Annotated in this window: 15 protein-coding genes; 11 read left to right on the top strand and 4 right to left on the bottom strand. The window is 72.5% G+C overall.

The features are described from left to right. Window positions 1-5 precede the first annotated feature (5 nt). The 3 genes from ACH4C6_RS03235 (at window position 6) to ACH4C6_RS03225 (ending at window position 3,716) form a co-directional block, all read left to right on the top strand. Window positions 6-653, top strand: a complete 648-nt coding sequence (locus ACH4C6_RS03235; RefSeq protein WP_398106793.1) for an OmpA family protein — start codon at window positions 6-8, stop codon at window positions 651-653. Between the two features lie 133 nt (window positions 654-786). Continuing rightward, window positions 787-2,871 (top strand): hypothetical protein, encoded by a 2,085-nt coding sequence (locus tag ACH4C6_RS03230; protein ID WP_398106792.1) that lies wholly within the window; start codon window positions 787-789, stop codon window positions 2,869-2,871. Then, window positions 2,868-3,716 carry a hypothetical protein gene (locus tag ACH4C6_RS03225; protein ID WP_398106791.1) on the top strand — a complete coding sequence of 283 codons (849 nt, stop codon included), beginning with the start codon at window positions 2,868-2,870 and terminating at the stop codon, window positions 3,714-3,716. Before ACH4C6_RS03230 ends, ACH4C6_RS03225 begins: the two co-directional genes overlap by 4 nt. 28 nt (window positions 3,717-3,744) lie before the next feature. Here the strand turns inward: ACH4C6_RS03225 and ACH4C6_RS03220 are convergent, their stop codons facing one another. Continuing rightward, window positions 3,745-4,155 carry a DUF192 domain-containing protein gene (locus ACH4C6_RS03220; RefSeq protein WP_398106790.1) on the bottom strand — a complete coding sequence of 137 codons (411 nt, stop codon included), beginning with the start codon at window positions 4,153-4,155 and terminating at the stop codon, window positions 3,745-3,747. A 180-nt stretch (window positions 4,156-4,335) separates the two neighbouring features. On the opposite strand from ACH4C6_RS03220, the gene ACH4C6_RS03215 reads away from it, so the two are divergent. The 3 genes from ACH4C6_RS03215 (at window position 4,336) to ACH4C6_RS03205 (ending at window position 6,660) form a co-directional block, all read left to right on the top strand. Next, entirely contained in the window at window positions 4,336-5,217 is an 882-nt protein-coding gene (locus tag ACH4C6_RS03215; RefSeq protein WP_398106789.1) for an LLM class flavin-dependent oxidoreductase, read from the top strand. A gap of 70 nt (window positions 5,218-5,287) precedes the next feature. Then, window positions 5,288-5,779 (top strand): GNAT family N-acetyltransferase, encoded by a 492-nt coding sequence (locus tag ACH4C6_RS03210; protein WP_398106788.1) that lies wholly within the window; start codon window positions 5,288-5,290, stop codon window positions 5,777-5,779. 77 nt (window positions 5,780-5,856) lie between these two features. Continuing rightward, window positions 5,857-6,660, top strand: a complete 804-nt coding sequence (locus tag ACH4C6_RS03205) for a class I SAM-dependent methyltransferase (RefSeq protein WP_398106787.1) — start codon at window positions 5,857-5,859, stop codon at window positions 6,658-6,660. On the opposite strand, the gene ACH4C6_RS03200 is transcribed toward ACH4C6_RS03205, so the two are convergent. Then, a complete protein-coding gene (locus ACH4C6_RS03200) occupies window positions 6,661-7,827 on the bottom strand; it encodes a winged helix DNA-binding domain-containing protein (RefSeq protein ID WP_398106786.1) in 1,167 nt (388 codons plus the stop codon). A 771-nt stretch (window positions 7,828-8,598) separates the two neighbouring features. Here ACH4C6_RS03200 and ACH4C6_RS03195 point away from each other — a divergent pair. The 4 genes from ACH4C6_RS03195 (at window position 8,599) to ACH4C6_RS03180 (ending at window position 13,586) form a co-directional block, all read left to right on the top strand. Continuing rightward, window positions 8,599-9,372 (top strand): isoprenyl transferase, encoded by a 774-nt coding sequence (locus ACH4C6_RS03195; protein WP_398107117.1) that lies wholly within the window; start codon window positions 8,599-8,601, stop codon window positions 9,370-9,372. 322 nt (window positions 9,373-9,694) lie between these two features. Then, on the top strand, window positions 9,695-11,020 hold the full coding sequence (locus ACH4C6_RS03190) for a PhoH family protein (RefSeq protein ID WP_398106785.1): 1,326 nt from the start codon (window positions 9,695-9,697) through the stop codon (window positions 11,018-11,020). Between the two features lie 416 nt (window positions 11,021-11,436). Next, the gene (locus ACH4C6_RS03185; protein WP_398106784.1) at window positions 11,437-12,135 is read left to right on the top strand and encodes a transglycosylase SLT domain-containing protein; all 699 of its coding nucleotides are present in this window, start codon (window positions 11,437-11,439) and stop codon (window positions 12,133-12,135) included. Between the two features lie 140 nt (window positions 12,136-12,275). Further along, window positions 12,276-13,586: an AI-2E family transporter gene (locus ACH4C6_RS03180; protein WP_398106783.1), complete on the top strand. Its 1,311-nt coding sequence runs from the start codon at window positions 12,276-12,278 to the stop codon at window positions 13,584-13,586. 72 nt (window positions 13,587-13,658) lie between these two features. Here the strand turns inward: ACH4C6_RS03180 and ACH4C6_RS03175 are convergent, their stop codons facing one another. Together ACH4C6_RS03175 and ACH4C6_RS03170 are read right to left on the bottom strand one after the other, a co-directional pair. Then, entirely contained in the window at window positions 13,659-14,192 is a 534-nt protein-coding gene (locus ACH4C6_RS03175; RefSeq protein ID WP_381427571.1) for an alkyl hydroperoxide reductase, read from the bottom strand. 6 nt (window positions 14,193-14,198) lie between these two features. After that, window positions 14,199-14,753, bottom strand: coding sequence for a peroxiredoxin (locus tag ACH4C6_RS03170; protein WP_363117046.1), 555 nt, complete (start codon window positions 14,751-14,753; stop codon window positions 14,199-14,201). A gap of 139 nt (window positions 14,754-14,892) precedes the next feature. Between ACH4C6_RS03170 and ACH4C6_RS03165 the strand changes: the two genes are divergently transcribed. Beyond that, complete coding sequence (locus ACH4C6_RS03165) at window positions 14,893-15,837, top strand: LysR substrate-binding domain-containing protein (protein ID WP_398107116.1); 945 nt, start codon at window positions 14,893-14,895, stop codon at window positions 15,835-15,837. Window positions 15,838-15,839: the final 2 nt, after the last annotated feature.

Here is a 15,839-nt window from a genome sequence, read left to right as displayed (position 1 = left end):
CCGCCATGACCCCCACGCGCAGCCGGCCGGCGACGCCACGTCTCGCCCTGGTCCTCACCGCCGCTTCCCTCATGGTCGCCACGAACGTCTACGGTGCCGTCTCGGCCCACGCCGACGAGACGCCCGGCGTCCCGCCCGGCACGGAGGCCACCGCCTCCGCCCCGGTGGAGGTCGACCCCGCCGATCCCGATCTCAAGCTTCCCGAAGGCGCCACCCTCGCCGAGCCCAAGGTGCTCGACATCAAGCAGGTCGTCGAGGACCAGAGCGGTGACGAACGTCGGGAGGACACCAACTCCGACGTCAAGTTCGCCCTCCAGGCCGAGGTTCTCTTCGGCAAGGACAGTGCGAAGCTCAGCGCTCCCGCCAAGGCCCGGATCTCCGCGATCGCCGAGGAGATCAAGACCCAGAACGCCACGAAGATCCGCGTCTTCGGCTTCACTGACAACCTCGGTTCCTCCGCCCACGGCGACGTCCTGTCCCGCAAGCGCGCCGACGCCGTGCAGAACGTCCTGGACCAGGAACTGACCAGCGCCGGCGTCACGTACGAGGTACGCGGCTACGGCGAGCAGTACCCGATCGCCGACAACTCCACGGAGTCGGGGCGCAAGAAGAACCGCAGGGTCGAGGTCTCCTTCCCCCGCTCGGAGAGCTGAGAGGGCGCCCCTTGGGCCCCGAATTGGGGCCACGGGCCCATCCCGCTCCGCCGCTCCCTCCCTAGCCTCGGTCATGTCCTGAACCAGGGAGGGGGCGGCGGCGATGGCCTGGATCGGCGGACCGAGGGAGCCCGTGCCGGAAGCCGCCGGGCAGCCGTCCGGACACCTGCCCGGCGGCGGCCGGCAGCCGATGCCACCCGCCCTCGCGGCCGCCCTGGTCCTCCTCCACACGCTCTTCGCGATCACCCTGGCCGGCGGCCTCGGCCTGCTCCTCACCGCGGCCTCGTACGACGCCGTCGACGTCCGCCTCCTGGCCCTCACCGCCTACGCGGCGGCCCCCGGCGTCCTCGGCTGGTGGCTGGCCCGCCGCACTTGGCAGGGCGGGAGCAGAACCCGCGCCGCCCTCATGGCCGTACAGCTCTGGCTGCTCGTCGGCGCGGCGACGAGCATCACCCAGGGCTCGCCCCGGGGCTTCACCCAGCTCTTCCTGCCCGTCCTGGTCCTGTACTTCCTCACCCGGCCGGACAGCCGCGCCTGGTACCGGCTCCCGGAGAACCGGCGCGCGGAACGACGGCCCTTCTCCCTGCCCCGGATGATTTGCTGGCGCCGGGACGAGGGCCAGACGGCGGTGGAGTACGCCGGTCTCGTCGCGGTGGTCGCCGCGGTCGTCACGGCCCTCCTCGTCAGCGGCCTGGGCCCGCAGATCCACGGCGGCCTGCAGGCGGCCGTCTGCAAGGTCACCGGAACCGCCTGCCCGGCGGGCTCATCACGCGGCGGCGGTACGGACACCGCGACCGCACACGGCAGGGCGGGCGGCGACGAACACGGCGGGACGGCCCCCCATCCCGACGGCGGGACGGCCCCCGAAGCCGGCGGTGGACAGGCCCCGGGCGAAGAGAACGCCGCCACCCGCCCCGCCGACGGCGGCTCCGCGGGCGGCGAGAAGGACGACGAGGGCTGCTTCTCCGGCGCCGGGGCCTTCTTCGGGTGTGCCGGCGACCAGCTGAAGCAGGTCGGCGAAGGACTCGTCGTCGACGGCATCGGCGGTGAGCTCGAAGGCATGTGGGACACCGTCACCCACCCGCTCGACTCCCTGGAGGGCCTGAAGGACTACGGCGGCGTCATCGCCGACCAGTGGTCGCAGGACAGCGGGGACGCCGCCGACAAGTGGGCGGCGGGCGACCACCTCGACGCGCTCACCGACTGGGGCGGCGCGACCGTGAACTCGGGCGGGAGGATCCTCGACGACATGTTCGTCGGGGACGACGTCCGCGACCAGTGGAACCAGGGCAACGAGACCCGCGCCGTCACCACGGTCATCTGGAACGTGGGCTCCCTCTTCATCCCCGGCTACGGCGAGGCCAAAGTCGCCGGCAAGGCCGGCAAGCTGGGCAAGCTCGGGAAACTGGGTGACCTGGGAAAGCTCACCGACAAGGCCGTCGGCGCGGCCGAGGACGCCCGGAAGGCCGCCGGCGCCGGTGACGCGGCGGGCGCGCGCAGGGCGGCGAAGGAGGCCGACGAAGCGGCGGACGAAGCCGAACGCAGGGCCCGGGAGTCGGGCTGCCCCATCGCCGCCCCGCCCCGCAGGGCCCCGTTCGGCGGCGGCCCCGGCACCGGCACCACGGTCCTGGCCGCCGCCCGGGCCGGTGGCGCCCACGTCGTCCTCGCGGAGGACGGCTGCGACGAGGAGGCCAGGCAGCAGGCCCAGGAGGCCCGCAAGCAGGCGAACGAGGCGGACCGGGCCGCAGACGAAGCCGAGCGGAGCACCAGGCCGGCCGACGCCTGGCAGGCCGGGGACGACATCCCCGGCCCGGCGCGCGGCAAGGTCCTGAAGTTCCCGAACAAGCGCCACACTGTCAGCGGAGCGTCCGGCGGACAGGTGAAGGAGCGCAACACGGTGATCCTCAGGGGCAACGAGGACCTCGTCCGAGCCGACATCGAGGGAATCGCGAACGGCCGCGCCACCCTGTCGGCCGACGGCAACACCTACGAGATCAACGGCCGTGCGTACGAGGTCGAGGGCAACGGAACGGTCTTCCCGAAGTCGGGCCCGGGCCTGGTGCAGATGGACCGCATCGAGTACGCGGCGCTGAAGGAGATCGCGCGCAACAAGGGCGACGTCGGCGCGTCGCAGCAACTGCGGCGCGACCCGAAGTTCGTGGGCAATCCGGAGAAGGTCGAGAAGGCCAAGGCCGTGTACGACGGGACGTACCGGTGATCGCGAACCTCTTCACCGTCGCGCCGCTGACGCCGGACGACCTGCGCCGCGCCCTCGCCCGGCTGCTGCGGGTCCCGCCCGCGGCCGTCGACGCCGCCGACGCCGACGGCGACCAGGAAGGACGCGACTGGGACGCCCCCGTGCTGTGCACCCGGCGCCTGCTGCCGCCCGGTGACCTCGCCCTCGAACTGGACGTCACGGTGCGGGACGACACCGCCGCCGGACTGACGGAGGGGGAACTGGCCCTCCGCCTCGCGGCCGCGACGGGCAGCTCCGTGCTGCACCCCGCGGACCTCGACCTGCCGAGCGCCTACTGGGCGGCCGTGCCGGACGGCCGCACGGTCAGATGCCGCCTCGAACCGGTCGACGCGGGCCCCGACGACACGGCCTACCGGGTGGAGGCGGTGGAGGAGGAGGTCCCGGACCTCCCCGCCGCACGGGTGGAGGTCCTCCCGGAGATCCTCGACCGCGAGCCGATCGGCACCCCCGTCTCCGACGCCTTCCTCGCCACCCTCCCGGAGGGCGCAACCGACGGCGTCGAGGCCCACGTCCGCTACGACCTGCGCGTGTGGGAGCGCCTGGTCCGCCGGCTGCACTCCGGCTGGGCGCCCTCCGGGAGGTACCGGGAGGACCTGTTCCGCCGTGACCTCCGGGCCCGTGACGCGCTCGAGCGGCACATCGGCGAGCTGGACGAGACGCACGCCGGTGGTCTCCGGGTGGCGGTGGCGGCGCTGGACGAGGGGTTCACCACCGGGACGGAGGCGACCGCGGCGGTCGACGAGGAACAGGGCGAGCGGGCCGGCTGGTGGTGGTACCGCCTGCCCCACCGGACGCCGTGGCGATGAGCGGGCGGCGGCGCGGACCCGCGGGGGACTAACCCGCGTCGGCCACGACCTCCACCCGGGCCCCCTGGCACAGCCCCCACCCGGCCATCACCCCGGCAGCCGCCTCCACCACATGCCGTGCCGCCGGCCGTGGCAGGCCCAGCCGCCCCGGCCGCATGGTGCGCACGGCGAGGACGCGCAGGTGCCGGTCGAGGTAGGCGACGTCGATCGGCATGCGCATCCGGAAGGTGTGCACGCTGTTGGCGGGGGAGAGCAGCAGGGCTCCGGCGACCGCGTCCCGCCCCAGCAGCCCCTTCGTGCGTGCCCGGTACGACGTCGCGATCTCCAGGGGGATCCGCGCGGCCTCCGCCCGGCCCCCCTCCGCGACCCCGTCCCCGTCCCCGTTTTCGATCCCGTGCACGATCAGTTCCCCGTGCCCGTCGCGCCAACGCCGTCCCATCCGTGCCGCCCCTCAGACCCTCGGTTCCGCTCCGGCGTCTTCCCGACGCCCCTGCGCCGTCCTTCCCGCCCGAAGGTATCCCCGGCCGCCCGGCGCCACATGGGCCCACGGGCCCAGTGAGCGGAGCGGCGGACCGCAGTGCCTTGTTGAGCGGTCGCGGGGGCGGGTAGGAAGCTCCGCATGACCACACTCGGTGCCGTCTTCCGTCCCCAACTGGCCCCGGAGCGGCTGCGCTCCGTCTGCGACGCCGCGGAGAGCGCCGGGCTCGAGGAACTCTGGCTGTGGGAGGACTGCTTCATGGAGGGCGGGATCTCCACCGCCGCCGCGGCCCTCGCCTGGACCGAGCGCGTGCGGGTCGGAGTCGGCCTGCTGCCCGTGCCGTTGCGGAACGTGGCCCTGACCGCCATGGAGATCGCCTCGTTGCACCGCATGTTCCCGGGACGGGCGATGGCCGGCGTCGGGCACGGCGTGCAGGACTGGATGGGGCAGGTGGGCGCCCGCGCCGAATCGCCGGTGACGTTGCTGCGGGAGTACCTGCTCGCGCTCCGCGCCCTCCTGGACGGGGAGCGCCTGACGACGCACGGGCGGTACGTCCGGCTCGACGGCGTCGCCCTCGACTGGCCGCCGGAGGGCCGCGCGAGCGGGGGCGTGCTCGCCGGTGCCACCGGCCCCAAGTCGCTGCGGCTCACCGGTGAGGCCGCCGACGGGACCATCCTCACGGCCCACACGAACGCCGACGGCGTCCGGGAGGCCCTGCGGCTCGTCGCGGAAGGACGGGCGGCGGCCGGGCGGGCGGCCGGGCCGCACCGGGTCGTCGTCAACCTCCTCACCGCCACCGGGCCCGGCGCGGACGACCGGCTCCGCGCCGAACTGGCCGCCGAGGGCGTGGCGTCCGTGCCCGGCCTGGGTGTCGCGGGAGACGCCAAGGCGGTGGCGGCGGCCGTCGAGCGGCTGGCCGAGGCGGGGGCCGACACCGTCGTCCTGCAACCGACGGCCGACGAGACCGACCCGGAGGCGTTCGTCCGTTTCGCCGCGCAGGAGGTGCGTGCCCTGGTGCGGTGAGGGCCGGCCACCGCTCGCCTCACGACCCGCGTCACCGGCCGTTGTCAGTGGCTGCTGCCACACTCCCGCCATGAGCGATGACCTCACGGACGACGACGTCCGCCTGCGCGACGTGGTGGACGCCGACCTGGAATTCTTCTTGTCGTACGAGCACGACGAGGAAGCGGCGCGCCGGTCGCGGTTCACGCCCCGGCCGCGCGAGGCGTTCCTGCGGCACTGGAGGACCAGGGTCCTCGGGGACGACACGAACCTGGTGCAGACGGTGACCGTGGCCGGCGAGGTGGCCGGCAACATCGTCGCCTGGTGGGAGGAGGACCGCCGTTTCCTCGGGTACTGGCTGGGGCGGGCGTACTGGGGGCGCGGCATCGGCACCCGTGCCCTGGCCCTCTTCCTGGAGCGGGAGACCAACCGCCCGCTGTACGCCGACCCTTACCTGGGCAACACCGGCTCCGTGCGGCTCCTGGAGAAGCACGGCTTCCGCCGCACCGGCACCGTCCACCACGGCGAGGACGAGCACGTCCTGCTCGTCCTCGAAGAGGCCCGAGAGGCCGGTGAGGACTGACAGGCCGGGGAGGACCGAGGGGGAGAGCCGCGGAAAACAACGGGCACCGGCCCCCGGCGGCCTGGCACCATCCCCCCATGACATCCCCGGCACCCCCCACCTTCGAAGAGCTCGTCGACGAGGCCGTCGCCGCCCCGACCGACGGGTGGGACTTCTCCTGGTTCGAGGGCCGGGCGACGGAGGCGCGGCCCTCCTGGGGGTACGCGGTGTCGGCGGCCGGACGGCTGGGCCGCGCGCAGGCCGTGCTCGACGTGCAGACCGGCGGCGGCGAGGTGCTGGACTTCGCGCTCGCCCGGGCCGGGAGGCGGCCGCCGCTCGCCGTCGCCACGGAGGGCTGGGCCCCCAACGTGGCCCGGGCCACGGCCCTGCTGCGCCCGCGCGGCGTCGCCGTCGTCGCCGCTGCCGAGGACGACCCGCTGCCCTTCGCCGACGGCGCCTTCGACCTGGTGCTGAGCCGGCACCCCGTCCGCCCGCGGTGGGAGGAGATCGCCCGGGTGCTGAGCCCCGGGGGCACGTACTTCGCCCAGCACGTGGGGCCGGCCAGCGTCTTCGAGCTCGTCGAGTACTTCCTGGGGCCGCAGCCGCAGGAGGTGCGCGACGGCCGCAGGCCCGACCACGAGCGGGCCGCCGCGGAGGCCGCCGGACTCGAGGTCGCCGAGCTGCGGGCGGAGCGGCTGCGCATGGAGTTCCACGACATCGGGGCGGTGGTCCACTTCCTGCGCAAGGTGGTGTGGATGGTCCCCGGTTTCACCGTCGAGGCGTACGAACCGCAGCTGAGGGCGTTGCACGCGCGGATCCTGGCCGACGGGCCCTTCGTCGCCCACAGCACCCGGCACCTCTTCGACGCCCGCAAGCCCGGAGGTCGAGGAGCCGCCGCCTGATCACGCGTGGGGCCCGACGGTCACCTCGCCGAGGACCAGTTCCGCGGCGGCCTCGAGCACCTCGCCGACCCGCTCGGCCTGCTCGCCCAGCTCCCGTTCCTGCCGCGCCGTCAGGGAGCGCAGCACCTCGACCGTGACGGTCGTACGGCGGCCCCGGCGGCGCTGGTGCCACACCCCGGCGACCACCCCGTCCACCAGCAGCACGGGGAAGTTGCCCGCCTGACCCCCGGCCAGGGCCCGCCGGTACGCCGCCCCGGGGAACAGCCGCTCGCGGGGCTGCCCCGCGACGACGAACGCGTCGAAGTAGGGCAGCAACCGCACCCCGCGCGCGGGCCCGCCGGGGAACTCGGTGTCCCCGGCCGCCACCCAGGCCGGGCTCCCCTCGAAGTCGACCTCCTCGATCCGGCCCGCGGCGGCCAGTTCGGCGAACAGGGCCGCGGCCCAGCCCGGCGGCGCGGCCAGCCACCGCGCGAACTGCGCAGCGGTCAGCGGGCCGTAGGCGCGCAGCTGGCGCTGGACGAAGGCGGGCAGTGCGTCCTTCGGGACCGGGGTCCCCCCGCCCGTCCTCGGCGGGCGGGTGTACGTCGCCTTGCGGCCGCGGTCGGGGCCGAAGCACAGGGCGCCCGCCCAGCCCGCCCGGTGCATCGCCTGCCGCCAGCGCGGCCACAGATCCTGGAACGCGGGCATCACCCGGTCGCCCGCCCACGGCCCGGTACGCGCGACGACCTCCTCGCCCAGCTCGTCGAGCGTCAGGCACCGGCCGTCGAGCGCCTCACCGATCGCCGCCACCACCTGGCCGGTCTGCTCCTCGGTGAGCCGCACCCCGGGCGGGAAGGGGTTCGACCCCGCAGGCACCGCGGTCAGGACCGCCGACCAGAGGGGGAGTTCACCGGCGGGAAGCAGATGGACCGTCCCGCGCGGACCGTACGTCCTGACCAGCGACCGGTCGTCCAGGAGCGCGGTCCGCACCTGCGTCCGCGTCACCCCGGGCGTCATCCGCAGCCCCACCGACAGCTCGGCCGCGGACTGCACCTGGGCATGAGCGCCCCGCATCGCACGGACCACCTCGGCGGCCGGCACGTCCGGCGTCGCCGCACCGGCCAGGAACTGCCGCTCCGCCCGCCGCGCGCCCACCGCGTCCCACGTGAGCGTCCTGTTCGTCGTCATGGAGCCACGCTAAGGAGTGAGGAGGACAGAGCGTGTCCTAGATGCCCACCGGCGGTGTGCACGTCCGCCCCGGGGGCCAGGTCACTCCTCTCCCACCCGGCGAGGGTTTTCACATCGTTATCGCCTGTGGCTCGCCTCCGTGTCGCCCCTTCCCGTAGGTTCGGACCAAGGTGATTCGCGTGAGCAAAGCTGCGCGGGGCGGTACCGCGCAGTGGAGGGGGCTGCGCGGTGCCCGGACCTCGCGGCGGACCGTCGCCGCCGCTCCCCGGTACTGCGGCCCGGGTCAAGCCGGTGTCCATGGCCGGTTCACCCGACGGGGGGACCCCCGGGCGGGTGGCCCGAAAAGGCCCGGGGAGGGCCCCGATCCGCCGGATCTAACCCCCGCGTGCCGCGTTTCCCCTGCGTACAGGCCGGTTCCCGGCCGGAAGCGACCCCGGAACGTCACCCTCCGCGGGCACCGCCGCGTCGCCGCACGGCTCCGGAGAGTAGTTGTGGCACGCCGATGCACGCGGCATCACTTACAAAGGGTTATGGTGGAAACCCCCCCTCGGGCCGGTCCGTCTCCCCCCCACGGACCGGCCCGTTTTTTTCCTCCGTGCAGCGGCTCGAAGCAGCGGCCGGAACCGTTCCTTCCGCACCCGTTGGCCGCCGGCAGCCGTACCGGGGGTAGGCTTCGCCCCCGGGGATTGCCGCATGGGCGGGGACGCCCGCGGCCTCGACCGGGCCGCACGCAGCGGCCCGTCCGATCCGCACGGAGGGGCTGACGATCACGTGAACCTGCGCGACAAGCTGCGCGGCCTGCTGGTCAGGCTGTACGCACGCCGGGTGGAAGGCCACCTGGACCACGCTCAGGTGCCCAAGCACATCGGCGTCATCATGGACGGCAACCGGCGCTGGGCGAAGGCCGCCGGTTCCAGCACCGTCGACGGTCACCGGGCCGGAGCCGGGAAGATCGAGGAGTTCCTCGGCTGGTGCTCCGAGACCGACGTCGAGGTCGTCACCCTCTGGCTGCTGTCCACGGACAACTTCGACCGGCCGCAGGAGGAACTCGTCCCGCTCCTCGGGATCATCGAGGACGTCGTGCGCACCCTGGCCGCCGACGGCCGCTGGCGCGTGCACCACGTGGGCACGCCCGACCTGCTGCCCTCCGGCATGCAGACGGTCCTCAAGGAGGCCGAGGAGGCCACCGCCCACGTCAAGGGGATAGTGGTCAACGTGGCCATCGGCTACGGCGGCCGGCAGGAGATCGCCGACGCCGTCCGCTCGATGCTGCTCGACGCCCAGGACAAGGGCACCTCGATGGAGCAGCTCGCCGAGGCCGTCGACATCGAGATGATCGGGCGTCACCTCTACACCGGCGACCAGCCCGACCCCGACCTCGTCATCCGCACCAGCGGTGAGCAGCGGCTGTCCGGATTCATGCTCTGGCAGACGGCGCACTCCGAGTACTACTTCTGTGACGTGTTCTGGCCTGCCTTCCGCAAGGTCGACTTCCTGCGCGCCATGCGCGACTACGCGGCCCGGCACCGGCGCTACGGCGGCTGAGCCGCAGGTCGCAGCGGTACCGGGTACCCCGCGACGGAGGGACGTCACGCGGAGTTCACCGCTGCGCCGTCATATGCCGTGGCATGGCGACGCTCGTTCGAGGGCATAACCCAGTCAGGTCGACGCCCGAACCACGGGTGTCGGATCTCAGCGGACGGCACGGGGCCGTCCGCCCGGGAGGCCCTTTGCACCAGCCCGATCGTGCGGTCACAGCACGGACGAAGAGGCGGAGGGCCGGTTCTCGGCCCGCGCAGGGCGGCCGACGACCGGTCCAGCTCCATACCGTCGCTCCCCGACCTCATCCGAGGGGGTACGTCCTTCCGTGGTGACCAGCACAAAGCGCCACAAGCCCGACCGGCGCACCTATGTTCTCGACACCAGCGTCCTGCTGGCCGATCCGAACGCCCTGAGCCGCTTCGACGAGCACGAGGTCGTGCTCCCCATCGTCGTGGTGACGGAGCTGGAGGCCAAGCGGCACCACCCCGAACTCGGCTACTTCGCCCGGCAGGCCCTGCGCCTGCTCGACGAGTTCCGGATCCGGCACGGTCGCCTCGACGCCCCCATCCCGATCGGGGATCTCGGCGGGACCGTCCGTGTCGAGCTCAACCACTCGGACCCCAGCGTGCTGCCCAGCGGCTACCGCCTGGGGGACAACGACTCCCGCATCCTCGCGGTCGCCCGCAACCTGCAGGCCGAGGGGTTCGACGTCACCGTCGTGTCCAAGGACCTCCCGCTCAGGATCAAGGCGTCCTCCGTCGGGCTCCTCGCCGAGGAGTACCGCGCGGAACTCGCCATCACGGACGCCTCCGGCTGGACCGGCATGTCCGAACTGACCCTGTCCGGCGAGCAGGTGGACATCCTCTTCGAGGAGGGCCGCGTCCACGTCCCGGCGGCCGCCGAACTGCCCGTGCACACCGGCCTGGTCATCCAGTCCGAGCGCGGCAAGGCGCTGGGCCGGGTCACCCCGGACGGCAATGTCCGGGTCGTGCGCGGCGACCGTGAGGTGTTCGGCATCAAGGGCCGCAGCGCCGAGCAGCGCATCGCTCTCGACCTGCTGCTCGATCCGGACGTGGGGATCGTGTCCATGGGCGGCCGGGCCGGCACCGGCAAGTCGGCGCTCGCGCTGTGCGCGGGCCTGGAGGCCGTGCTGGAGCGGCGTCAGCACCAGAAGGTGATGGTCTTCCGTCCGCTCTACGCGGTCGGCGGGCAGGAGCTCGGCTATCTGCCCGGCTCCGAGGCCGAGAAGATGAGCCCTTGGGCGCAGGCGGTGTTCGACACACTGTCGGCCGTCACCAGCCGCGAGGTCATCGAGGAGGTCACCGCGCGCGGCATGCTGGAGGTGCTGCCGCTCACCCACATCCGCGGCCGTTCCCTCCACGACGCGTTCGTCATCGTGGACGAGGCCCAGTCGCTGGAGCGGAACGTCCTGCTCACCGTGCTGTCCCGTATCGGGGCCAACTCGCGGGTGGTCCTCACCCATGACGTGGCCCAGCGGGACAACCTGAGGGTCGGCCGCTACGACGGTGTCGTCGCCGTCGTGGAGAAGCTGAAGGGCCATCCGCTCTTCGCGCACGTGACCCTCACCCGGTCCGAGCGGTCGCAGATCGCCGCCCTTGTGACCGAAATGCTCGAAGACGGGCAAGTCTGACCAAGCGCCCCAAGCGGGGGCGATTGCTCAGGAGTTGGCGCCGTCCGGAAAGGCGAAGAGCCTAGCCGGGCGGCGCCTTCGCGTGGGGCCGTTCCTGTGAATTTCCCGCGCCAAACGAGATGTGAGCTTTCACACGCAACTCGGAATTGCCTCGCGCCGTCGGGTTACGGCAGAGTCTCACTCCTGTCAGGCCCCGCATACGACTCAGGCGTACCCCCAGCGGTACAGCGCCACCCGAGCACCACGCCAACTCCATAGCGATGTCGTATGCCGCCCGAGCACCACGCGGCGCTCCCTTCGTGGGAGTTGCCCACCGGGTCCGCGCCTCCCGTGACCCGCAGTTGGGGAGGCCAGCGCCAGGGGCACGATTGCGTCCGCGAGGGTCACCGAAGCGGGCGATGCTGGAAGGAAACCGTGTGAGCCGGATCTCGGTCCGGGGACTCGCAGTGGCCTCGGCCACCGCGGTCACCGCTGTCGGAAGCGTCGTCGGCGTTGCCTCGGGCAGCACCGCGCAGAACAACGACGCCGAAGCGACGGCAAGCGGCACCACGCTGCTCGCGGACATCCCCGCGGGCCAGCAGGCCCAGGTGCAGACCGCTTCCCTGACGCAGCAGGCCGATGTCCAGGCCATCGCCGCGGACGCGAGCGCGAAGAAGGACGCCGAGGAGGCCGCCCGCAAGGCCGCCGCCGAGACGGCCATCGCCAAGAAGCAGGCCGCCGAGAAGGCAGCCGAGGCCGAGAAGGCCGCCAAGGAGCGCGCGGAGGTCAAGAAGACCGCGAGCCGCTCCAAGGACATCTCCGACTTCCCCGTCGCCAGCTCCTACTCCATCGCCCAGATCCAGGCGATGGCGCGGCAGATGGTGCCGGCGGGCCAGTTCCAGTGCTTCAGCAACATCGTGGACCACGAGTCCGACTGGAACTACAAGGCGGTCAACCCCTCGTCCGGGGCCTACGGCATGTTCCAGGCGCTGCCCGGTTCCAAGATGTCGTCCGCCGGCGCGGACTGGCAGACCAACCCGGCCACCCAGATCAAGTGGGGCCTGAACTACATGAACGAGCGCTACGGCAGTCCGTGTGACGCCTGGTCGTTCTGGCAGGCCAACCACTGGTACTGAGCCGGCCGGCCCCCGGGCCGAACCGATCCTGAGCACGAGCCCCGCACCGTCGTCCGGTGCGGGGCTCGCGCCATGTACGGTCGGACGCGGACACCTCCTCCGGGGGAGTGGTGCGGACAGACGGGGGAAGAGGACGGATCATGTCGCGAGTGCCAGGGTGGCTCGGCCGGGTCGGTGCCGGGCTGACCGAGATCAGCGAGCGGTACAACGAGCGCCGCGCCGAAGCCGAACGCCGGCGTGAGGACGACGAGTCCGGCGTACGGGTCTACGAACACGTCCCGCCGCCCCCGGACTACGCACCCGACGTCGCCCCCCGGCCCGACCCCGCGCTCGCCGTGCCCTGGGGGGTACGGGTCGCCGCCGAGGCCGGCTGGCGGCTGCTCGTCCTGGCCGGCACCCTCTGGGTGCTGATGCGGGTCATCAGCGCCGTCCAGCTCGTGGTGCTGTCCTTCGTCATCGCGCTGCTCATCACGGCCCTGCTCCAGCCGACCGTGGCGCGGCTGCGCCGGCACGGGGTGCCGCGTGGCCCGGCCACCGCCCTCACCGCGATCCTCGGGTTCGTCGTGATGGGCCTCATCGGCTGGTTCGTGACCTGGCAGGTCATGGAGAACATCGACGACCTCTCCAGCCAGATCCAGGACGGCATCGACGAGTTGCGGAACTGGCTGCTGAACAGCCCCTTCCACGTCACCGACAAACAGATCAACGAGATCGCCGCGAACCTGCGCGAGGCGGTCGGCGCCAACACCGACCAGATCACCTCGGCCGGGCTGGAAGGCGTCACGGTGGTCGTCGAGGCGCTGACCGGGATCCTGCTGGCCGTCTTCTGCACCCTCTTCCTGCTCTACGACGGCAAGCGGATCTGGCAGTGGAGCCTGAAGCTGGTGCCGGCGGCGGCGCGCCCGGGCGTGGCCGGGGCGGGCCCGGCGGCCTGGCGGACGCTGACGGCGTACGTGCGGGGCACGGTGATCGTCGCCCTGATCGACGCCATCTTCATCGGGCTCGGCATCTACTTCCTGGACGTGCCGATGGCCGTGCCGCTGGCGGTGTTCATCTTCCTGTTCGCGTTCATCCCACTGGTGGGCGCGGTGGTGTCCGGGGCGCTGGCGGTGGTCGTCGCGCTGGTCACGCAGGGCGTGTTCACGGCCGTCATGACGCTGGTGGTGGTGCTGGCGGTCCAGCAGATCGAGGGGCACATCCTCCAGCCGTTCATCCTGGGACGGGCCGTGCGGGTGCACCCGCTCGCGGTGGTGCTGGCGGTGGCCTGCGGCGGCATGGTGGCCGGGATCGGCGGGGCCGTGGTCGCGGTGCCGCTGGTCGCCGTGACGAACACGGTCGCCGGGTATCTGCGGTCGTACTCCCGCAAGGCCGCGGTGCGGCAGGCCGTGCCGCCGCGGGGGGCCACGGCGGTGAGCGCGGAGCCCGCCCCGGCCGAGCCCCCGGCGGAGTGACGCGACGACGCGACAGGGCCCCGTCCACCGATGGTGGACGGGGCCCTGCCATGACCGGCCGGCGGCCGGGGACTACTCGGCCAGGACCGCCTCGGCGTCCAGCGTGACGCCGACCGCCTGGATCACGGAAGCGATCTTGAACGCCTCCTGGACGACCTCACGGTCCAGGCCCGCCTTGCGCAGGACCTGCTCGTGCGAGTCGAGGCACATGCCGCAGCCGTTGATGGCGGAGACGGCGAAGGACCACAGCTCGAAGTCGACCTTGTCGACGCCCGGGTTGCCGATGACGTTCATCCGCAGGCCCGCGCGCAGGCTGCCGTACTCGTGGTCCGACAGCAGGTGGCGCGTGCGGTAGAAGACGTTGTTCATCGCCATCACCGCGGCGGCGGCCTTGGCGGCCGTGTACGCCTCCGGCGACAGGTTGGCCTTGGCCTCCGGCTCCAGCTCGCGCAGCACGATCGGGGAGCGCGAGGCGATCGCCGTCGACAGGACCGTGCCCCACAGCTGCTGGGCCGGGAGGTCGGAGTTGCCGATGACCGAACCCAGGTTGAGCTTCAGGTCCTTGGCGTAGTCCGGTATGGCGGACTTCAGTGCGTCGAGGGACATGTCAGATCACTCCCCGGAGAGCAGCGCGACCGGGTCCAGGGTCTCGTCGCCCTTGGACCAGTTGCAGGGGCACAGCTCGTCCGTCTGGAGGGCGTCCAGGACCCGCAGGACCTCCTTGGGGTTACGGCCGACGGAGCCCGCGGTCACCATGGAGAACTGGATCTCGTTGTTCTGGTCCACGATGAACACCGCGCGCTTGGCGAAGCCGTCCTCGCCCTCGATGCCCAGCTCGCGCATCAGCTCGTGCTTGGAGTCGGCCATCATCGGGAAGGGCAGGTCGCGCAGGTCGTCGTGGTCCTTGCGCCAGGCGTGGTGGACGAACTCGGAGTCGCCGGAGAAGCCGAGGACCTGGGCGTCGCGGTCGGCGAACTCGTCGTTCAGCTTGCCGAAGGCGGCGATCTCGGTCGGGCACACGAAGGTGAAGTCCTTGGGCCACGCGAAGATGACCTTCCACTGACCCTCGTAGGTCTTGTGGTTGATCTGCTGGAACTCCTTGCCCTTCTCCAGCGAGACGCAGGCGGTCAGGTCGAACTCGGGGAACTTGTCACCGACAGTGAGCACACGCTCTCCTTGCAGCGAAGAAACACCCGGATTGCGGGTGTTTCCCATGGGTTGGACGGTGTTGATGTTGGCACAGCGTCGATTGATTAGGGAAATAGCTACACTCGGTCGGGTTGATCGGAGGTAGTTATCAGTGACCGTGGGTAGTAAGCGCAGGCAGCCGAGCCTGGCGCAGCTGCGGGCCTTCGCGGCCGTCGCCGAGCACCTGCACTTCCGGGACGCCGCGGCCGCGATCGGGATGAGTCAGCCCGCGCTGTCCGGTGCCGTGTCGGCCCTGGAGGAGACACTCGGAGTGACGCTCCTCGAGCGTACGACGCGCAAGGTGCTGCTCTCGCCCGAGGGCGAGCGGATCGCCGCACGGGCCAAGGCGGTGCTCGGCGAGGTGGAGTCGCTCATGGAGGAGGCCGAGGCGACCCGCGCCCCCTTCACCGGGGTGCTGCGGCTGGGGGTCATCCCGACGGTGGCGCCCTATCTGCTGCCGACCGTCCTGCGGCTGGTCCACGAGCGCTACCCGGACCTCGACCTCCAGGTGCACGAGGAGCAGACCGCCAACCTGCTCGACGGGCTCGCCGGCGGGCGGCTGGACCTGCTGCTGCTCGCCGTGCCCCTGGGCGTGCCCGGCGTGACCGAACTGCCCCTGTTCGACGAGGACTTCGTGCTCGTCACCCCGCTCGACCACCGGCTCGGCGGCCGGGAGGGCATCCCGCGCGAGGCACTGCGCGAGCTGCGCCTGCTCCTGCTGGACGAGGGCCACTGCCTGCGCGACCAGGCCCTCGACATCTGCCGGGAGGCCGGCCGGGAGGACGCCCCCGTCACCACCACGGCCGCCGGACTGTCCACGCTGGTGCAGCTGGTGGCCGGCGGCCTCGGTGTGACCCTGCTGCCGCGCACCGCCCTGAAGGTGGAGATCTCACGCAGCAGCCAGCTCCTCACCGGGTCCTTCGCCGAGCCGGCCCCCACCCGCCGGGTCGCCCTGGCGATGCGGACGGGGGCCGCGCGCGGCGCGGAGTACGAGGAGCTGGCGGCGGCCCTGCGGCAGGCGCTGCGGCCGCTGCCCGTACGCGTCCTGGAGCAGGGCGCCTGACG

This window comes from Streptomyces sp. NPDC017943, assembly GCF_044328425.1.
In the GTDB taxonomy this organism is placed as follows: Bacteria; Actinomycetota; Actinomycetes; order Streptomycetales; family Streptomycetaceae; genus Streptomyces; species Streptomyces djakartensis_A.
The sequence above is the reverse complement of the archived record's forward strand: the minus strand, read 5'-3'. Positions and strand labels throughout refer to the sequence as shown.